At 40.9% G+C, this 17,742-nt stretch carries 15 protein-coding genes and 2 tRNA genes; 8 read left to right on the top strand and 9 right to left on the bottom strand.

The features are described 5' to 3' along the window. Positions 1–2,589: a leucine--tRNA ligase gene (gene leuS / locus BM380_RS10475; RefSeq protein WP_024601592.1), complete on the bottom strand. Its 2,589-nt coding sequence runs from the start codon at positions 2,587–2,589 to the stop codon at positions 1–3. Between the two features lie 574 nt (positions 2,590–3,163). On the opposite strand from leuS, the gene BM380_RS10470 reads away from it, so the two are divergent. The 4 genes from BM380_RS10470 to BM380_RS10455 all read left to right on the top strand — a co-directional run bounded on the left by BM380_RS10470 (position 3,164) and on the right by BM380_RS10455 (position 7,254). After that, on the top strand, positions 3,164–3,622 hold the full coding sequence (locus BM380_RS10470; protein WP_090494284.1) for a zinc ribbon-containing protein: 459 nt from the start codon (positions 3,164–3,166) through the stop codon (positions 3,620–3,622). Between the two features lie 55 nt (positions 3,623–3,677). Further along, entirely contained in the window at positions 3,678–6,128 is a 2,451-nt protein-coding gene (locus BM380_RS10465; protein WP_050947019.1) for a Lon protease family protein, read from the top strand. Then, positions 6,125–6,601 (top strand): BamJ family beta-barrel-assembly machinery protein, encoded by a 477-nt coding sequence (locus BM380_RS10460; protein ID WP_090494282.1) that lies wholly within the window; start codon positions 6,125–6,127, stop codon positions 6,599–6,601. The genes BM380_RS10465 and BM380_RS10460 overlap by 4 nt, the downstream gene beginning before the upstream one ends. Before the next feature lie 140 nt (positions 6,602–6,741). Then, positions 6,742–7,254 (top strand): hypothetical protein, encoded by a 513-nt coding sequence (locus tag BM380_RS10455; RefSeq protein ID WP_064662913.1) that lies wholly within the window; start codon positions 6,742–6,744, stop codon positions 7,252–7,254. A 56-nt stretch (positions 7,255–7,310) separates the two neighbouring features. On the opposite strand, the gene BM380_RS10450 is transcribed toward BM380_RS10455, so the two are convergent. Continuing rightward, positions 7,311–7,835, bottom strand: a complete 525-nt coding sequence (locus BM380_RS10450; protein WP_090494281.1) for a CIA30 family protein — start codon at positions 7,833–7,835, stop codon at positions 7,311–7,313. A 186-nt stretch (positions 7,836–8,021) separates the two neighbouring features. On the opposite strand from BM380_RS10450, the gene BM380_RS10445 reads away from it, so the two are divergent. Genes BM380_RS10445 through BM380_RS10435 form a run of 3 tightly spaced genes read left to right on the top strand, consistent with a single transcriptional unit; the run spans position 8,022 to position 10,453 of the window. Then, entirely contained in the window at positions 8,022–9,032 is a 1,011-nt protein-coding gene (locus BM380_RS10445; protein ID WP_090494279.1) for an RDD family protein, read from the top strand. 25 nt (positions 9,033–9,057) lie between these two features. Beyond that, entirely contained in the window at positions 9,058–9,909 is an 852-nt protein-coding gene (locus BM380_RS10440) for an alpha/beta hydrolase (RefSeq protein ID WP_033103802.1), read from the top strand. Positions 9,910–9,961: 52 nt separating this feature from the next. Beyond that, the gene (locus tag BM380_RS10435; protein ID WP_024601599.1) at positions 9,962–10,453 is read left to right on the top strand and encodes a hypothetical protein; all 492 of its coding nucleotides are present in this window, start codon (positions 9,962–9,964) and stop codon (positions 10,451–10,453) included. A gap of 67 nt (positions 10,454–10,520) precedes the next feature. On the opposite strand, the gene lnt is transcribed toward BM380_RS10435, so the two are convergent. From lnt to miaB, 5 genes are read right to left on the bottom strand one after another with little or no spacing between them, the layout of a single operon-like run. Continuing rightward, complete coding sequence (gene lnt / locus BM380_RS10430) at positions 10,521–12,071, bottom strand: apolipoprotein N-acyltransferase (RefSeq protein WP_175527459.1); 1,551 nt, start codon at positions 12,069–12,071, stop codon at positions 10,521–10,523. Continuing rightward, positions 12,052–12,936 (bottom strand): CNNM family magnesium/cobalt transport protein CorC, encoded by an 885-nt coding sequence (gene corC / locus BM380_RS10425; protein WP_013465334.1) that lies wholly within the window; start codon positions 12,934–12,936, stop codon positions 12,052–12,054. Before corC ends, lnt begins: the two co-directional genes overlap by 20 nt. 22 nt (positions 12,937–12,958) lie before the next feature. Continuing rightward, positions 12,959–13,417, bottom strand: a complete 459-nt coding sequence (gene ybeY, locus BM380_RS10420) for an rRNA maturation RNase YbeY (protein ID WP_008115159.1) — start codon at positions 13,415–13,417, stop codon at positions 12,959–12,961. 4 nt (positions 13,418–13,421) lie between these two features. Beyond that, complete coding sequence (locus BM380_RS10415; protein ID WP_008115160.1) at positions 13,422–14,480, bottom strand: PhoH family protein; 1,059 nt, start codon at positions 14,478–14,480, stop codon at positions 13,422–13,424. Positions 14,481–14,534: 54 nt separating this feature from the next. Beyond that, complete coding sequence (gene miaB, locus BM380_RS10410) at positions 14,535–15,980, bottom strand: tRNA (N6-isopentenyl adenosine(37)-C2)-methylthiotransferase MiaB (RefSeq protein WP_008467975.1); 1,446 nt, start codon at positions 15,978–15,980, stop codon at positions 14,535–14,537. A gap of 256 nt (positions 15,981–16,236) precedes the next feature. On the opposite strand from miaB, the gene BM380_RS10405 reads away from it, so the two are divergent. Beyond that, complete coding sequence (locus BM380_RS10405) at positions 16,237–17,418, top strand: FAD-dependent monooxygenase (RefSeq protein WP_028834097.1); 1,182 nt, start codon at positions 16,237–16,239, stop codon at positions 17,416–17,418. 124 nt (positions 17,419–17,542) lie between these two features. On the opposite strand, the gene BM380_RS10400 is transcribed toward BM380_RS10405, so the two are convergent. Next, positions 17,543–17,617, bottom strand: a tRNA-Gln gene (locus tag BM380_RS10400). Positions 17,618–17,656: 39 nt separating this feature from the next. Further along, positions 17,657–17,741, bottom strand: a tRNA-Leu gene (locus BM380_RS10395). Position 17,742 lies beyond the last annotated feature (1 nt).

Here is a 17,742-nt window from a genome sequence, read left to right as displayed (position 1 = left end):
TTAGTTAGCTACCACGTTAAGTAATTTACCAGGTACATAAATGACTTTGCGTATCGTTGCACCATCAGTAAATTTAGTCACGTTAGACTCTGCAAATGCCAAAGCTTCTACTTGCTCTTGCGTAGCATCAGCAGCCACTGTTAGTTTTGCACGCAGCTTACCGTTTACTTGTACGATGATTAGTTTTTCATCTTCAACAAGAGCAGATTCGTCAACTTTTGGCCATGCCGCATCTAAAATATCACCTTCTTTACCTAGGTCTTGCCATAATTGATGCGATAAATGCGGTGTAATAGGTGCCAGCATAATTATTAATGCTTCCAGTGCCTCGTTAGCAATGGCAACATCTTGTGTGTCACTTAATGGCGCTTTTAATAGCTTGTTAGAAAGCTCCATAATTGCGGCAATAGCGGTGTTAAAGGTTTGACGACGTTCTACATCATCGCTCACTTTTGCGATTGCTTTGTGTAGCTCACGACGTAGTACTTTTTGCGGGTTAGTAAGCGCCGATTTATCAAGTGCTTGGTAACCTACTGTTTTAACATCTACCGCATATTTCCACACACGCTTTAAGAAACGATGTGCGCCTTCAACGCCTGAATCTGACCATTCAAGTGTTTGCTCTGGTGGTGCTGTAAACATCATAAATAAACGCACTGTATCTGCACCGTATTGGGCAATAACTTCTTGTGGGTCTATACCGTTGTTTTTCGACTTAGACATTTTGCTCATGCCAGATGAGAACACCGGTTCACCATCTTTTTTATGCCATGCTTTAGTTACGCGACCTTTGTCGTCGGTTTCGGTGTTTACATCACTTGGCGAAATCCAAATGTCGCCACCTTTTTCATCTTTACGATAAAATGTTTCAGCAAGTACCATACCTTGACAAAGTAAGCGGTCGAATGGTTCATCTGAATTAACTAAACCAAAGTCACGTAATAATTTGTGGAAGAAGCGCGAATATAATAAGTGCAATATAGCGTGCTCAATACCACCAATGTATTGGTTTACTGGTAACCAGTAGTTAGCTGCTGCAGGGTCTAACATGCCTTCGTCATGGCGTGGGCTACAGTAGCGAGCGTAATACCACGATGATTCCATAAAGGTGTCAAAAGTATCTGTTTCGTGAGTAGCGGGTACACCGTTTACAGTTGTTTTAGCCCAATTCGGATCGGCTTTAATTGGCGATGTAACACCATTCATTACCACATCTTCTGGTAAACGCACAGGGAGCATATCTTCAGTGGCAGCAAGCTCGTTACCGTTTTCATCGCTCAACATTGGGATTGGAGAGCCCCAGTAACGTTGGCGACTTACGCCCCAATCGCGAAGACGGAAGTTTACTTTACGCTCACCTACACCTAATGCTTCTAGTTTGTCGGCAACAGCGTTAAAGGCGTTTTCAAAATCAAGGCCATCAAATTCACCGGAGTTAACCAGTACGCCTTTTTCGGTGAATGCTTCTTTGCTAAGGTTTACCTCAAGCTCTGAACCTTCAGCAGGGGCAATAACTTGTTTAATATCGAGGCCGTAAGCGGTGGCAAATTCAAAGTCACGTTGGTCGTGCGCTGGTACTGCCATTACCGCGCCTGAGCCGTAATGCATCAATACAAAGTTTGCAACCCAAATAGGCACTTGCTCGCCCGTTAATGGATGCGTGGCGTAAAAGCCCGTTGCAATGCCTTTTTTCTCCATGGTTGCCATATCCGCTTCGGCAACTTTAGTGTTTTTACACTCTTCAACAAACATCGCAATCGCGTCGTTGTTTTTAGCCGCTTCTTGCGCGATTGGGTGGCCACCGGCAACGGCTAGGTATGTCACGCCCATAAACGTATCTGGACGAGTGGTGTATACACTAAACTTTTCGTTATTGTCGGTACGCGTAAACTCGATATCTAACCCTTCAGAGCGACCAATCCAGTTGCGCTGCATGGTTTTAACTTGCTCAGGCCAATCTTCTAGTTTGTCTAAGTCGTCTAATAGCTCTTGAGCATAGTCGGTAATTTTTATAAACCACTGTGGAATTTCTTTTTGTTCTACTACCGCACCTGAACGCCAACCACGACCATCAATTACTTGTTCGTTAGCTAATACTGTTTGATCCACAGGATCCCAGTTAACCGTTGACATTTTTTTGTACACTAAGCCTTTTTCGTAAAGCTTAGTGAAGAACCATTGTTCCCATTTATAATATTCTGGGTGGCATGTCGCAATTTCGCGATCCCAGTCGTAGCCAAACCCTAATTGCTTAAGCTGGTTACGCATGTAATCAATATTTTCGTAAGTCCACTTTGCAGGGGCTGTTTTATTTTTAATAGCCGCGTTTTCTGCAGGTAAACCAAACGCGTCCCAACCCATAGGTTGCATTACGTTTTTGCCTTGCAAGCGCTGAAAGCGAGAAACCACGTCACCAATGGTGTAGTTACGCACATGACCCATATGCAGTCGACCACTTGGGTAAGGAAACATTGAGAGGCAGTAGTACTTTTCTTTGCTCTCGTCTTCTGTGACTTTAAATACTTGGTTTTCTTCCCAGTAGCGTTGGACTTTTGACTCTATGTCTTGTGGGTTATATTGCTCTTGCATTTACGTTTCCAAACTTCTTGCATACTAATAAAAAATTGTCGATAGGATACCCCAAATAAAGCGTTATTCACAGCGCCAAAGCGGCGCTTTTTACAAATTTGCCGCTAAATTAGTTTTCAGTGCAGGTTAACCTATACTTATCTATGTTAGGAGTCAGTTTTAACTTAGCGTTTGTTAATCTTTTTAGTTGAGTTTACACGCAAGTATTTGAGGTTTAAGCTAGGGTCTGTTGATCTTTGTGGATTACAATTTGTTCAAACTAGGGGCGATTTAATCGCGACGCGAGGTTTGTAACCTAGTGGGCTAAGTAAAAACCGAGCAACAAAGAGTAAATCACCCCTAGGCAGAACCCTTCGGGCAGCGCCTGTTTGGCATTGATGCTGCGTTATCGCCTATTTATGGGGAATAACCACACCACATAGGCTCTGCCTTGCCTAAATACCAAACAGACTGCTGCAAATTTAACCTTAAAAGGTCAACAGACCCTAAACAAAGCCTGTATGGTGTTGTTTTTATCAACAGCTAATAGCGCCGTATAAATATCAGTCCCCTCACAATTTTGAAGGAGTAAAAAATGGCAGATTACAGAGCATGGCTAAGCGATTTAACCGATTGGTTAAAAGATGTAAAAGAGCATGAAGTTAAAGCAGCAGTAAAGCGATTTATTGAATCCGAGCAGGCACTTAAAGATTTAGGTGAAGAAAAATATTATCTTTATCGAAATTACCTAATGCGTGACATTTCTCATCTACAAGAAAATAACAACTACTATAATTCGCTTGCATGGCAGGAGCTTAAAGAGTCATTGTGGTTTGAGCTTTCTCATATTGAAGACAAAACACAACTTGAATGGCAGTCATTAAGTGAAGATTTTAAGCATAATGGTGTTTATCACGCAGGTGAATGGATAGCCATGGGCACATTAGTATGTAAGAATTGCAACCATAGTTACGATGTTTATCATGCAACGCAAATTATTCCGTGTACACAGTGTGATAGCATCTATTTTAGCCGCCAGGCTTTACAACCTTAAATATGAATATTGAGTGGCTTATATAGCCACTCAATACGTCCAAAACCTAGCGAATATGCTGGTAAAAAAAGAAGTTAGAATGACGAAAAAATTGCTGCCACTACCCGTATCAAATCTTGCACCGAGTATTTCATCGAGCCATGTAAACACTTGCATGAGTAATCCATACCCTGAGCAACTTACCTTTATAGGCCAACAACGTGCGCAAAGTGCATTGGACTTTTCTTTAGGAATGGACCTACCCGGTTATAATGTTTATGTAATGGGAGAGGCGGCACACGGGCGTTTTACTTTAGTAAAAGACAAATTAAAACAACACGCTAAAGAGCGCACAACACCGCATGAATGGTTATATGTTAATAACTACGACGATCACCGTGAGCCTATTGCGTTATTTATGCATGCAGGGCAAAGCAAACAATTAGCCGATGATATTGACTCATTTATTGATGAAGTACTCGACACTTTTCCTGCTGCATTTGATAACCCAGCCTATCAGCGCAAGAAAAAATCGATAGACCGTGAATTTAACGATGCTTACGACGGCGCAATTACCGCAGTAGAAATAGCAGCACTTGAACAAAGTGTGGCACTAATTGAAGAAAAAGGCGTAGTCGGCTTTGCACCGCTGATTGATGGTAAGCAACTTACCGATAATGAGTTTTCTGATCTTGAAGATGACTTACGCGAGATGTTTTTTGAGCGTATAGAAAAACTAGAAGATGCCCTCATTGAGGCGCTTATTGAGTTACCGCGCTGGAAACGCGAGTCGAAAGAAAAGCTCCGCAACCTTAAAAAGTCTACTGCTGAGCAAGCCACTAAACCGTTATTAAAAGATTTAGAACATAAATATGCCAGCCATATTGGTGTACTGCGTTATTTAAAAGATATACGTGTAGAAATTATTGATGCCGTCCTTGAATGGCTCGACGATGAAGGCGAAAGCGAAGAAAACAAAGAAGACTTTGATCGTAAAGGCATGCTTACCGACTTTTTTGCGCCTAATATTTTGGTCGAATATAAAGAAGGCGATGCGGCACCGGTTGTTTACGAGCCGAACCCCACTTTTGGTAATATTTTTGGCAAAATTGAATACGCAACATCGCAAGGGTCGTTAATTACCAGCTATCGATCAATTCAACCAGGTGCATTGCACCGCGCGAATGGCGGCTATTTAATTATGGATGCTGAAAAAGTAATGGCTCAACCCCAAGTGTGGGATGGGCTAAAGCTGTCGCTAAAAACGCATCAAATAAAAAATGATTTACCTTATCAAGACAGTGTAGTTGGCAGTAGCTTTACGCTTCGCCCGCAGTTAATACCGCTTGATGTGAAAATTATTTTACTCGGCTCACGTGAACTCTATTACACCATCGGTGAATACGACGAAGAATTTGCCGAGTTATTTAGAGTACTTGCCGATTTTGATTATTACTTACCAAGCAGCGATAAGCTGCAGTATCAGTTTATTACTAAAGTCAGTGATTACTGCGAGCAAACATTAAAGTGCACGTTAAACGAATCAGCAATGGTGCGATTGCTTAAGTTTAGTTATCGCCAAGCTGAGCACCATAATAAACTCTCAGCCCGTTTTGCTGATGTACTAGAGCTTGTGGCTGAGGCTAGTTTTTACGCTAAGCAAGATAAGCTGACGGTGATTGATGCTCGCCATATTGACGAAGCGATTGAAGGCAAACAATACCGTACAGGGCAAATTAGTGAAAATATGCTCAGCGATATAAAAGAAGGCCACACCTTAATTGCGACCGACGGGCAAGCCGTAGGTAAAGTAAACGGTTTAACGGTACTGCACATTGGTGATACTTCGTTTGGTACACCTGCACGCATTACCGCCACTGTTTATGCGGGTGCTGATGGCGTTATTGATGTGGAACGCGAAGCTGAGCTGGGTAAAGCAATTCACTCAAAAGGGGTAATGTTGCTTACCGGTTATTTAGGTAACAAATACGCGCAACACTTTAGCTTAACACTCAGTGCGAATATTGCCATTGAACAAAGCTATGGCTATATAGATGGTGATAGCGCCTCTCTTGCTGAACTTTGTGCGCTAATTTCGGCGATCACCAGTTTACCAATAAGCCAATCTATTGCACTAACCGGCTCTATTAATCAGCATGGTGATGTGCAAGCAATCGGTGGCGTAAATGAAAAAATAGAAGGCTTCTTTAAGCTATGTAAAATGCGTGGTTTAACGGGCGAGCAAGGCGTTATTATTCCAAAATCAAACCAAGTTAACTTAGTACTTGATGATGAAATACTGAATGCGGTTGAACTGGGTAAATTTAATATTTTCGCCGTTGAAACAGTTGACCAAGCGCTAAACTTACTAATGGATATTGACGCGGGTGACATGATTGATGAGCAGTACCCAGAAGATTCAGTGAATGGCATTGCATTAGCACGATTAAAAGATATTGCTGATATTGTTAATGGCGATAACAGCGACGACAAAGACGACTCAGAAGATGAAAAAGGGGAGTTATGATCAATATTATTTTACTGATTGTTATCGCTATTTTTTGCGTTTTGATTTTTAAAAACAGTAAAAAAGCCAAGCAGCAAGCAATCGCTAATGCGCAAATTGAAAGTGATTACTTAATTGCCAATGCAAAAACTGAAGGCGTACATGAAACGCCTTCTGGCTTGCAATATAAAATAATCCATAAAGGACAGAGCGAAAATACACCTAGTCTAACGAGTATGGTGAAAGTGCATTATCACGGCACTTTAATTGATGGCACTGTATTTGACAGCTCAGTAGAGCGTAAAATCCCCATTAGCTTTGGCTTGCACCAAGTTATAAAAGGCTGGACTGAGGGTCTGCAACTGATGAGCCCGGGCGATAAATTTCAGTTTTATATACCGCACCAGCTTGCCTATGGTGAAAAGCGGGTAGGGAGTATACCTCCTGCGTCATTGCTTATTTTTGAGGTGGAATTACTGGCTATTGAGTCGTAATTTTAAGGTAAAAAATACTTTAAGCCCTGCTTTAATCAAGTAGGGCTTTTTTATTTGCTCTTATCAGTCAATCCTACTCAAGAATTTAAAATATCAGTCGATACCTAAAATAGTGACAAATTCATTTTAGGGATAAAATAATGAAGATTTCAACCGCCTCAATTCAATATCAAGCATCTAATTATAACAATCAGCCTTTAATAGAATCAGAACAGCAACACATTGATGATAAATCAGAGGAAGAGCCTGACTATGTTTTATCAGAGTTTTTAGATGCTAAGGTTCAAAAATACAGCGAAGATAACGCAACATTTGCTGAGCAATATCAAAATTTAGAAAAGGCATATAAATATTTCACCCAGCAAGTGGTTGCATTGCAAGAACAAGTAAATAAGCTTAAGCAGAGTACGGTACAACGCAGTTTAACCATAGATAATAGCCAATATGGGCCAGCTGAAGGCGATAGTCGCTTAACTATGGATGCTGAGCATATGGGAGCTAAAAAGTATAAAACCGAGCAACAACAAGAAGAGATAAATAGATTGGAGCTGCAACTTAGTGAGGTAAAGTCACAGCAGGCAGCAATAAAACAACAAATTATTGAGCTAGTAATCAACGAAATGAAAAGGCGAGGCGACGACTTTACTATTTAACCAAAGTCTAACTGTATTAGTTCAGGTTATTTAACCTTGTAATGTACGCAGAAAAGTTAGTTTTTAAACTCAATTTTTTCTACCTCAAGCCTAAATTCTCCCGCTTGTTTACCTGCAATCATAAACCCAAGCTGCTTTATATCTTTAAAGTTAATTGTAGGTTGTTGTTCAAGTAAGCGGCCGCGATAAGTAAGCTGAAAATCCTCAGGTAAAAACTCAATATTAAGCCACTCACTTTTCGTGGTACTAAACGACCGGGTATAAGCCGCACTATCCATGTACTCATTGGTTCTTAAACGTAATTGATAGGTTTGACCATCGCCCTTAATACGTAGCATAATTTTAGTGATGTCTTGGCTTTGTACATCCAATAGCGTTCGAATAGAAGCAAACCCGCCATTGTTTGCAAGCGATACATTGCCTGTAAACACTAAATTGTCGTTTTCATACAAAACCTGACTATTAGAAATGCCACCCATCACCGAGTCATTCACTACATACCAGCGAGCATTGGCGTTTGCCTCGGTTGTGGCAAACAGTAAGTGAAAAACGAAAAGTGATGAGAGTTGTTTGGTTGTCATAAGCTCTTCCTCGTAGCTTTTATATTTAATACGATACGATAGATTAATTGTTCACTCTTTTAAGAATTAATCTATTACTAGCGGCTATTTTCAATGTGAACTCTCGTTATCCATTTTATTCGCTTGAGCAAAAATTAAAAAGCGCGTAATTTAATCGCGTTACCTATTTTAATAACAAGTATAATAATGAAAGCACAAGAATTAGAACAATTAGCGTTATCTAAAGCCGAAACTCGAGAAGTGATCACGCCATATGCCTTTGAGGTTGATAATGCTTTACTTGGCTTGCCTTTGGCTTCGCCGACTCGGCGCGCATTAGCTATGATTATTGATGTTGCATTAATATTCATAGCTGCAAAGCTCAGTGCAACTATTATTGCATTCGTTGCTGCGATGGCTTTTTACAAAGGAACGGCGCAGCAATACCTTCCTAAAATGTCGAGTGTGTGGCGAAGAATATTAAAAATAGTAGCAGCAAGTATTTTATTTGTAAGCGCTCTTGCTGTGCTTTCAATTGGCATAGATTACTTAGAAGGCGATGACCCTGTTCAAGGCTTAACTGTTAAAGGCTTAAAAATACAGGATGACATTCAGCTTACCTCCATAGAAAAAAAGCAGGTAAATGCCTACTTAGTGCAAACAGCCGACGAAAGCTGTGAGCAACTTTGCCAACAAAATGCGCTTGATAATTTGATAGGGCAAGTACCCAAATTAGCCGAAATGGACGACTTACAAAACCCACAACTTGCAAAAGCATTTTTACAATTATTAGTGTTTGGTGAAAATAATGAATTAAAGCTTGCGCAGTTAATAGAAGATAAACCCGCACAAACAACCACGCACAGTATTTTGCAGTGGGGTAAAGGTATTATTCAAGATTTAGGTTTGGGTTTTGGCTGGGCGGCTGTGTACTTCACACTGTTTTCTTTATTATGGCGCGGTCAAACCCCTGGTAAAAAGCTCTGTAACACCCGAGTGGTTGCATTAAGTGGTGAACCGCTGGGTTTACTTGATTGTTTTGGCCGCTACGGTGGTTACGGCGCAGGTTTTGCCACCGGCTTGTTAGGCTTTTTACAAGTGTACTGGGACCCAAACAGACAAGCTATTCAAGATAAAATATCAGCCACGGTGGTTATTAAAGGGAGTATTAACCAAGTTGTAAATGTGCAAACGGTAGAAGAGACTGTTAAAAGTTAATTTTGCTCTTATTACAAGGATGGTTATGAAAGCTTTATTAATTGTATTTATTAATCTGTATTTTATTACGGTTTCGTATGCGTCAGAAAATATTGTGTTCGCAAAAACGCATCAGCTTACTTCTGTTATTTTAGGTGAGCAACGCAGCTTTAGCGTTTATTTACCGCCAAGCTATAATGAAAACCCTAATAAAGTATATCCAGTTATTTACTTGCTCGATGGTGACCAAACACATCTAAAAGCCGTAGCTGGGCTAGTAGAGGCACTTAGTACGGACCGGCTAGAGCAGCAAATACAGCAAGCAATTATAGTAGCCATTCCTAATAGTAAAAATGCGATAAGAGAGCGTGACTTTACCCCAACCAATGTTGATTGGACATTTAACGGTAAACTCCTAGAAAGATTTGAAAATATCGGCAACGCCTTAAACTACAGCGCCTTTTTTGAAAAAGAACTTATTCCACTCATTAATAAAAATTACCGGACATCAACTAAACGCGTATTAATTGGCGAGTCTTTCGGTGGCTTATTTGCCAGCTATGTATTGCTTACCAACCATGCGCTATTTACAGATTACTTAATTATTGATGCAACCTATCTGTGGGATAATAACTACCTCAATCGTTATTTTAATGATAACCAATTTATAAATAAGCAGCTTAACGGCAATGTGTATTTTACCTTTGCAAATAATGTCGAAGCGTTTGGCGAAATTGGTAAAACAAATTACCAATGGGGTTTAGCGTTTGCTAAAAAGTTAAAAGCGCACCCGAGCGATAATTTAGTTATAAATCAACGTTATTTTGAAGATGAAACCCATGGCACAGTCGCCGCACTTAGTTGGTATTATGGGATTAAAGAATTATTAAGTAACTAGAAACCTAGTTTTATAAGAATAAAAATATTTAGATTATTTTTAAGGAAAGGCTATGAACGATGACAGCTATGATTGGGTTTTAGCTCCTCATATGATTGAAACATCATATCTATATTTGAAGGCATCAGAGCTTATGTGGAGTCATTCAATTAGTATTTCGATAGCTAATGCAGCATTAGCTTTGGAGATATTACTTAAAAGCTTTAACTGCAAAGTAGTAAGCAATGATGGATTAATAAACGAAAAATATCAATTTAACGCTAAGGTTCTTAATAAAAAAGAAAATGCACATGATTTGGTGTATCTATTTAATGCGTTACCAACTTCAATTAAGCATAAATTTTCAAGCGACCTTTCATTGATACTGATTGAAAGATATCGACATACCTTTATTGAAAGTCGCTATATTTATGAGAAAAATGCAATTACTGGGGGAACAACTGCATTAATGGACATGACAAGTCGTCTTTTAAAGAAAACAATCTCAATTTATCTTGAAAGAGGGTGTACTGATCAATGGATAAAAAATTACCCTGATGTTTAAATCTTACTAAATTATTGGGGTTGTATTTATATACTGATAGCTGACAACCGACAGCTATCAATTCCATTCATTTTCTAAACCTAACCCCAAATCCAATCATACCCAACAACACCATTACTCCCCACACAACCATATTGCCGTATTGGCTATACACGCTATCCCCTTGTATGAGCTTTATATTGGCTTTGAGAGTAGTAGCTTCAAACTGTGGCATAGTTTGGCGTGTTTGGCTTATGGGGTCATATACACCGCTTATGCCGTTGTTGGTAACACGTACCAATGGGCGCTGTAGTTCAAGGGCGCGCATGCGGGCAATTTGCATATGCTGGTGGGGGCCGATTGAATCACCAAACCAGGCATCGTTGCTTACGGTAAATAGTAAATCAGAGTCGCTTTTGTAGTTACCCCGCACTAAATCGGCAAAGACTATTTCATAGCAAATAGCGGGCAGTAGATTAAAGCCATTCGCGCGTAAGTTATTTTGCACTTTATCACCGCGAGAGAACGATGACATAGGCAAATCAAATAACGGAGCTATGGGGCGTAGTATGTCTTCAAAGGGAACAAACTCACCAATCGGCAGTAATTGATGTTTTTGATAGCGGTTACTGTCTAAGTAACGATAGTGACCGTGTTCATCATTTTGCTCTTTGTTACCGACCACAATTAGCGTATTGAAAATGGTTTTAGTGTCGCGTTGGTAATCGACAATACCGGTTACTAATGCAGTTTTATTGAATGAGGCGGCACTGTCTAAGCCTGCTAAATACGAATCGGCAAGCGCTTCTATCTCAGGCACTGCAGCTTCAGGCCACACGATTAAATCAGCATCCCAGTGACGGCGCGTCATATCCTGATACTTACTCATGGTGGTCCAAAACTCACTGGGGTCAAAGCGCAAGTGTTGTTTTATATTACCTTGTACAAGCAGCACAGAAAGGTCTTTATTGGAGTAATGGGGTGCCTTTGTAAAATGTGCACCTGCAAAAGCTAAAACAACCACAGCAGCGGTAATAGCAGGCACTTTATATTGTTTTTGGGTTAAGCAGTACAATGCAAAACCAATGGCAATACATAATAGCGTGAGTCCAAATTCACCAAAAAAAGGAGCAAGGGCATTAAGTGGACTGTCGGTTTGTGTATAGCCAAAGCTTAACCAAGGAAAACCGGTTAATAGGTTGGCTCGCAAATACTCACTAATCGCAAAACAAGGGAGTAGTAGCGCTGCAAAACTTATAGAGCCGTTTGAAAAACGAGTGGTTGCCCACAGCGCCAACGCAGGAAATAATGCAAGGTAGCTGCACAGTAATACCATTAACGAAATGGAAGCGATAAGTGGCATACCACCAAAGGTGGCAATAGATACATGCACCCAGCTAATGCCTGCACCAAACCAGCCTAGACCAAATATAAAGCCATATTTAGCCGCCGTTTTAGCGTGGTTTTTTCCGGTGAGGTTTGCAGGGATACAATAAAATAATGCGGCCAAGCTAAAAAATACAATTGGCCAAATACCAAAAGGCGCGTAGCTAAAAGTCAAAACAAGGCCCGCAACCAGTGCGAGCCATGCTTTTTTATCTTTTGCTAGTAGGGTGAGGCTAGTTAGCAGTTTCTTCACTGTCGTTATCATCAGCCTTAGGAATGGTGACTTGCAGTTGTAATATACGACGGTTATCAGAATTAGTTACTTTAAACTGAAATCCGTCTATATCAATGGTTTCGCCACGACTCGGCATATGGCCAAAGGCATGTAATACGGTACCACCAATAGTATCGGCGTCTTGCGAACTATAGCCTGATTTAAAATGCTCGTTAAAGTCATCTACAGGCGTTAGTGCCTGCACAACGTAAACATGTTTAGCTAGTTGACGAATATCTTGTTGTTCTTCTTCTTCATCGTGCTCATCTTCGATTTCGCCAACAATGATCTCAAGAATATCTTCAATGGTGACCAAACCAGATACGCCGCCGTATTCATCAATCACAATCGCCATATGGTAGCGTTGCTGACGAAACTCGTTAAGCAGGGTATCAACCCGTTTACTTTCAGGCACCACCATAGCTGGACGTAAATAGTCACGTAGCGATGGTAAATGCTCATCTTTGTTTAAAATGAGAGGTAATAAGTCTTTTGCGAGTAAAATCCCTTCTACATGGTCTTTATCTTCACACACAACCGGAAAACGAGAGTGGGTAGAGTCAACCATCATAGGTATATGCTCTTCAAGCGGGCTATCAATTTCCAAAGTGACCATTTGTGAGCGCGGTATCATAATATCTCGCACTTTAAGCTCAGACACACCAAGCACACCTTCAATCATTTCTTTGGTTTCAGGATCGATTACATCCCGCTCTTGGGCATCGGCAATCACCTCAACCAGCTCTTCTCTATTCTGGGGTTCCCCTTGCAACATGTGGGTTATACGGCCCAGCCAAGTCCTGCCAGAAGAACCCTGGCTAGATTGCGAGTTATCGTCGCTCATTACGTCTAATTGCTCCGTTTATTTAAATATCGTCCCGGTATGGGTCTGCTATGTTTAGTTCAGCAAGTAATTGCTTTTCTATACTTTCCATCTCTAACGCATCTTCACTCTTTATATGGTCAAATCCAAGTAAATGCAAGCATCCATGAATAACCATATGGGCAAAGTGGTCATGAAATGACTTTTCTTGCTCTTGCGCCTCAGCCAAAACGATGGCTGGACAAATAATTAAGTCACCCACAAGTGGGATATCAATACCCGGTGGCGCTTCAAATTCAAACGATAATACGTTGGTAGGCTTATTTTTACCACGGTAGTCATTATTGAGCTGTTGCGACTGTGCTTCATCGCTAATGACAATGGTCAGCTCAGATTCATCGCGGTATTGGCTAAGTACTTTATCGGCCCACATTGCAAACTGCTCAAGGCTGGGTAAGTTGTCAAACTCACACGCTATTTGTAAATCAAGTTCTGTTTTCACGGTATTACTCTTTAGTCGCAGGTTGCTCATGAGCGGCAAGCGCTTCTTTAGCTTGTTGTTTCTCTAATCGCTTAAGGCGCTCACGTTCATCGTTGCGCTCATAGGCTTCAACAATACGTGCTACCACAGGGTGGCGTACTACATCATGCGATTTGAAAAAGTTAAAGCTAATTTCATCAACGCCATCTAACACTTCAATAGCATGACGAAGGCCAGAGCGCGCTCCCCGAGGTAAATCAACTTGGGTTATGTCACCGGTGATCACCGCTTTAGAATTAAAGCCAATACGGGTTAAGAACATTTTCATTTGCTCTGTGGTGGTATTTTGGCTTTCATCTAAAATAATAAACGCATCATTAAGTGTGCGTCCGCGCATATAAGCCAGTGGCGCAATTTCGATGATGTTTTTTTCAATCAGCTTTTCAACACGCTCAAAGCCAAGCATTTCAAATAAGGCATCGTAAAGTGGGCGTAAGTAAGGGTCTATTTTTTGGCTTAAATCACCGGGTAAAAAGCCAAGTTTTTCACCCGCTTCAACCGCAGGGCGAGTGAGCAATATACGACGTATTTCTTGGCGCTCTAGTGCATCAACTGCCGCCGCAACGGCAAGATAGGTTTTACCTGTACCCGCAGGGCCAATACCAAAGGTAATGTCGTGGTGCAAAATATTAGCAACATACAAGCCTTGGTTATCGTTACGCGGTTTAATAACGCCACGACGGGTTTTAATCATCATTTCTTTGCCGTAGGCGCTACTTGAGGTGTCTTGCTCAAGCGCTTTAGACTCAGTGATGGCTAAATGGACGTTGTCAGGTTCAATTTCGCCAATTTCCCCACGTACAGGCTGAGTATCAATATAAAGGTTTTTTAAGATCTCTACCGCGCCAGCGCTACTGTGTAGTTTACCGGTTACTTTAAAAAAGTTATCACGATGAATAATTTCAACACCTAGACGGCGTTCAATTTGTTTGATGTTTTCGTCAAACGGGCCACATAATGAAGAAAGGCGTTTGTTGTCGGCAGGTTCTAAATAAATCTCTAATGTTTTTAACTGATTACTCAAAATTACTTCCTATTACAGTGCGCCAGCGTTAACTGGCGCAATGAATTTTTGCAACTAAGGTACGAAAGTAGCAACGCCAATTTCGTTAGCTGTCTCGGTTTTTTGCTCACTCGCTGCTTTGGTTAAAATAGCAGAAGGGGCAATTTCGCGGCGTAAGTTCATTTCTGATTCTGTACGAATTAAATCGCCACGTAAAGAGTTTGGTAGTGCCTCGGTAATACGTACATCAACAAACTGACCGATCACTGTGTGTGGGCCAACAAAGTTAACTACACGGTTGTTTTCAGTTCGGCCACGTAATTCCATTGGGTTCTTCTTAGAAGGACCTTCAACTAAAATACGTTGTTCGGTATCAAACATTTGGCGGCTAATTTGCTGTGCCATTTGTGTAATACGGTTTTGTAATAAGTACAGGCGCTCTTTTTTCTCTTGCTCGGTTACGTCATCTGGCAAATCGGCCGCTGGCGTACCTGGGCGTGCACTGTAAATAAAGCTAAAGCTCATATCAAAACCAATATCGTTGATAAGGTTCATGGTCGCTTCAAAATCGGCCTTGCTTTCACCTGGGAAACCTATGATGAAATCTGACGACATACTTAAGTTAGGGCGAATTTTACGTAGCTTACGAATAGTTGATTTGTACTCAAGTGCAGTATGGCCGCGTTTCATTAAGTTTAAAACACGATCTGAGCCACTTTGTACTGGAAGGTGTAAGTGATCAACCAGCTCAGGCACATCGGCATACGCATCAATTATGTCAGGCGTAAACTCAACGGGGTGTGAAGTGGTGTAACGAATACGGTCAATCCCGTCAATTGCGGCTACTAAACGGATAAGGTCTGAGAAATAGCAAATTTCACCATCGTGTGTATCACCACGGTACGCATTTACGTTTTGACCTAGTAAGTTAACTTCACGTACGCCTTGCTCGGCTAACTGTGCAACCTCTAATAGCACGTCATCAACAGGGCGACTTACTTCTTCACCACGCGTGTAAGGTACAACACAAAAAGTACAGTATTTAGAACATCCTTCCATAATTGATACAAACGCAGAAGGACCCTCTGCTTTTGGCTCAGGAAGACGGTCAAATTTTTCAATCTCTGGGAATGAAATATCAACCACTGATGACCCTTTGTTACCTTGCACTTGTTTGATCATTTCAGGTAAACGATGCAATGTTTGTGGGCCAAAAATAACATCGACAAACGGCGCGCGTTGACGAATTGAATCGCCTTCTTGCGATGCTACACAGCCGCCAACACCAATAATTAGGTCTGGTTTGTCATCTTTTAATAACTTCCAACGACCTAATTGGTGGAATACTTTTTCTTGCGCTTTTTCACGAATTGAACAGGTGTTAAGTAATATAACATCAGCATCAGCAGCTTCTTCAGTTAGCTGATAGCCGTTGGTCGCATCTAGAAGATCAGCCATTTTCTGAGAGTCGTATTCGTTCATCTGACAACCCCAGGTTTTAATATGCAGCTTTTTGCTCATTGAAATATAGCCTCGTGTTCAATTCGATAGTGGCACAAACATGTGCTAGAAACAGGTATAAGTGGCGCAATTATTAAATTTTGCTCGACTTAAAGGACGCGTATTTTAGCTGGATACACGCTCAAAACCAAGTATAGATTTCATGTTTGTGATCTGAAATCAATATAGTATGGGTTTAATAAGAGAATTAAGCGAAGCGCTCACACAGAGCAAACTAATTACGATACAATCAAAGTAGAGTTAAGTCAGAAGTAAAATGATGAAAAACATGGCTAAAAATAATGTAATTGTAGTAGGCGGCGGCATGGTTGGTGCCGCTATGGCTATTAAATTAGCGCAACAAGGTAAAGCCGTACGTGTTATTGAAAAACACCCAATAGATGCATCACTAGTGCTTAGTAGTGATGCAGTTGATATACGTGTATCAGCTATTAACCGCTTTTCGGAAAAACTGCTTGATCAGCTTGGTGCTATGCCATTGCTGCGCGAAAATAGACTCGCTCCCTATGAGCAATTAGAAGCTTTTGAGCGTGGTAACGATCATTTATTATTTGATTGCCATGCCATCAATACCACGCATTTAGGTCATTTAATCGAGAATAAGTTAATTCAAGCAAGCTTATGGCAGCAATTTGGGCAGCATAATATTGAAATGATTAATCCTTCATCGGCTTTAACTGCAATAGAGCAAAACCCTGATAGCATTACCTTGCACTATAACGAACAAAGCTATACTGCTGATTTAGTCATTGCAGCCGATGGTGGGCAATCACAATTACGTAGCAAAGCCAATATTGGTATAACTGGGTGGCAATATCAGCAGCATTGTATGGGCGTGCTAATAAAGCTCGATGCACCACAACAAGTTAAAACATGGCAGCAGTTTACACCTACAGGGCCTGTTGCGTTTTTACCTATGCAAGCACCTTATGCAAATTTAATTTGGTATGACGATGCAAATACCCTCAAAGCATTTAAAGCCCTACAACCTAGCGCATTAAAAGCTCATATTATTGAAAAGTTTCCCAAGCTCGCTGGTGATTTTGAAGTACAAAGCCATGCTATATTTCCTCTAGCAAGGCAGCATGCTAATAATTATTCACAAGGGCGACTCGTTTTAGTGGGTGATGCGGCGCACACCATTAATCCTCTGGCAGGACAGGGCGTTAATTTAGGCTTTCAAGATGTGGCTGCCTTAGCTGAAGTGTTGCGTACAGCTGATGATGTAGGTTGCCCGCTAATGCTTAAAGAGTACGAACGTAGTCGTCGTAACGCTAATTTATTAATGATGAGTATGATGGATGCTTGCTACTTTGGTTTCTCAAACCAAATAGCCCCATTAAAATGGGCGCGCAGCACATTTTTAAAGTTAGCTAATAATACAGGGCCGGTAAAAAACTGGGTATTAAAATACGCAATAAGTGGTGAGCTTAGTTAGTTGATGAAAAGGCTCAAATTTGGGTCTTTTTTTTATATCTGAAAAAATGTGGTATTGGATTATAAAAGTAAAAATATTAGTGATTTTGAAGCTAATGTGGGGGCAATCAAAAAAGTGTGCAAATTGGCTGGGATACCAGGATTTGAACCTGGGAATGCCAGGATCAAAACCTGGTGCCTTACCGCTTGGCGATATCCCAACTCTAAATTTGGATGAGTTTTAGTTCTAATTAAGAACATGGTGCGGAAGGAGAGACTTGAACTCTCACATCCTAAGATACTGGAACCTAAATCCAGCGCGTCTACCAATTCCGCCACTCCCGCA

Origin of the sequence: Pseudoalteromonas sp. DSM 26666, assembly GCF_900116475.1 — a bacterium.
Classification (GTDB): domain Bacteria; phylum Pseudomonadota; class Gammaproteobacteria; order Enterobacterales; family Alteromonadaceae; genus Pseudoalteromonas; species Pseudoalteromonas tetraodonis.
This window is presented reverse-complemented; position numbering and strand designations above follow the sequence as displayed.

What these genes read in the sequence shown, in the direction of transcription:
- leuS (WP_024601592.1), bottom strand. Translation starts at nt 2,589, where the DNA reads ATGCAAGAGCAATATAACCCACAAGACATAGAGTCAAAAGTCCAACGC.
- BM380_RS10470 (WP_090494284.1), top strand. Translation starts at nt 3,164, where the DNA reads ATGGCAGATTACAGAGCATGGCTAAGCGATTTAACCGATTGGTTAAAA.
- BM380_RS10465 (WP_050947019.1), top strand. Translation starts at nt 3,678, where the DNA reads ATGCTGGTAAAAAAAGAAGTTAGAATGACGAAAAAATTGCTGCCACTA.
- BM380_RS10460 (WP_090494282.1), top strand. Translation starts at nt 6,125, where the DNA reads ATGATCAATATTATTTTACTGATTGTTATCGCTATTTTTTGCGTTTTG.
- BM380_RS10455 (WP_064662913.1), top strand. Translation starts at nt 6,742, where the DNA reads ATGAAGATTTCAACCGCCTCAATTCAATATCAAGCATCTAATTATAAC.
- BM380_RS10450 (WP_090494281.1), bottom strand. Translation starts at nt 7,835, where the DNA reads ATGACAACCAAACAACTCTCATCACTTTTCGTTTTTCACTTACTGTTT.
- BM380_RS10445 (WP_090494279.1), top strand. Translation starts at nt 8,022, where the DNA reads ATGAAAGCACAAGAATTAGAACAATTAGCGTTATCTAAAGCCGAAACT.
- BM380_RS10440 (WP_033103802.1), top strand. Translation starts at nt 9,058, where the DNA reads ATGAAAGCTTTATTAATTGTATTTATTAATCTGTATTTTATTACGGTT.
- BM380_RS10435 (WP_024601599.1), top strand. Translation starts at nt 9,962, where the DNA reads ATGAACGATGACAGCTATGATTGGGTTTTAGCTCCTCATATGATTGAA.
- corC (WP_013465334.1), bottom strand. Translation starts at nt 12,936, where the DNA reads ATGAGCGACGATAACTCGCAATCTAGCCAGGGTTCTTCTGGCAGGACT.
- miaB (WP_008467975.1), bottom strand. Translation starts at nt 15,980, where the DNA reads ATGAGCAAAAAGCTGCATATTAAAACCTGGGGTTGTCAGATGAACGAA.
- BM380_RS10405 (WP_028834097.1), top strand. Translation starts at nt 16,237, where the DNA reads ATGATGAAAAACATGGCTAAAAATAATGTAATTGTAGTAGGCGGCGGC.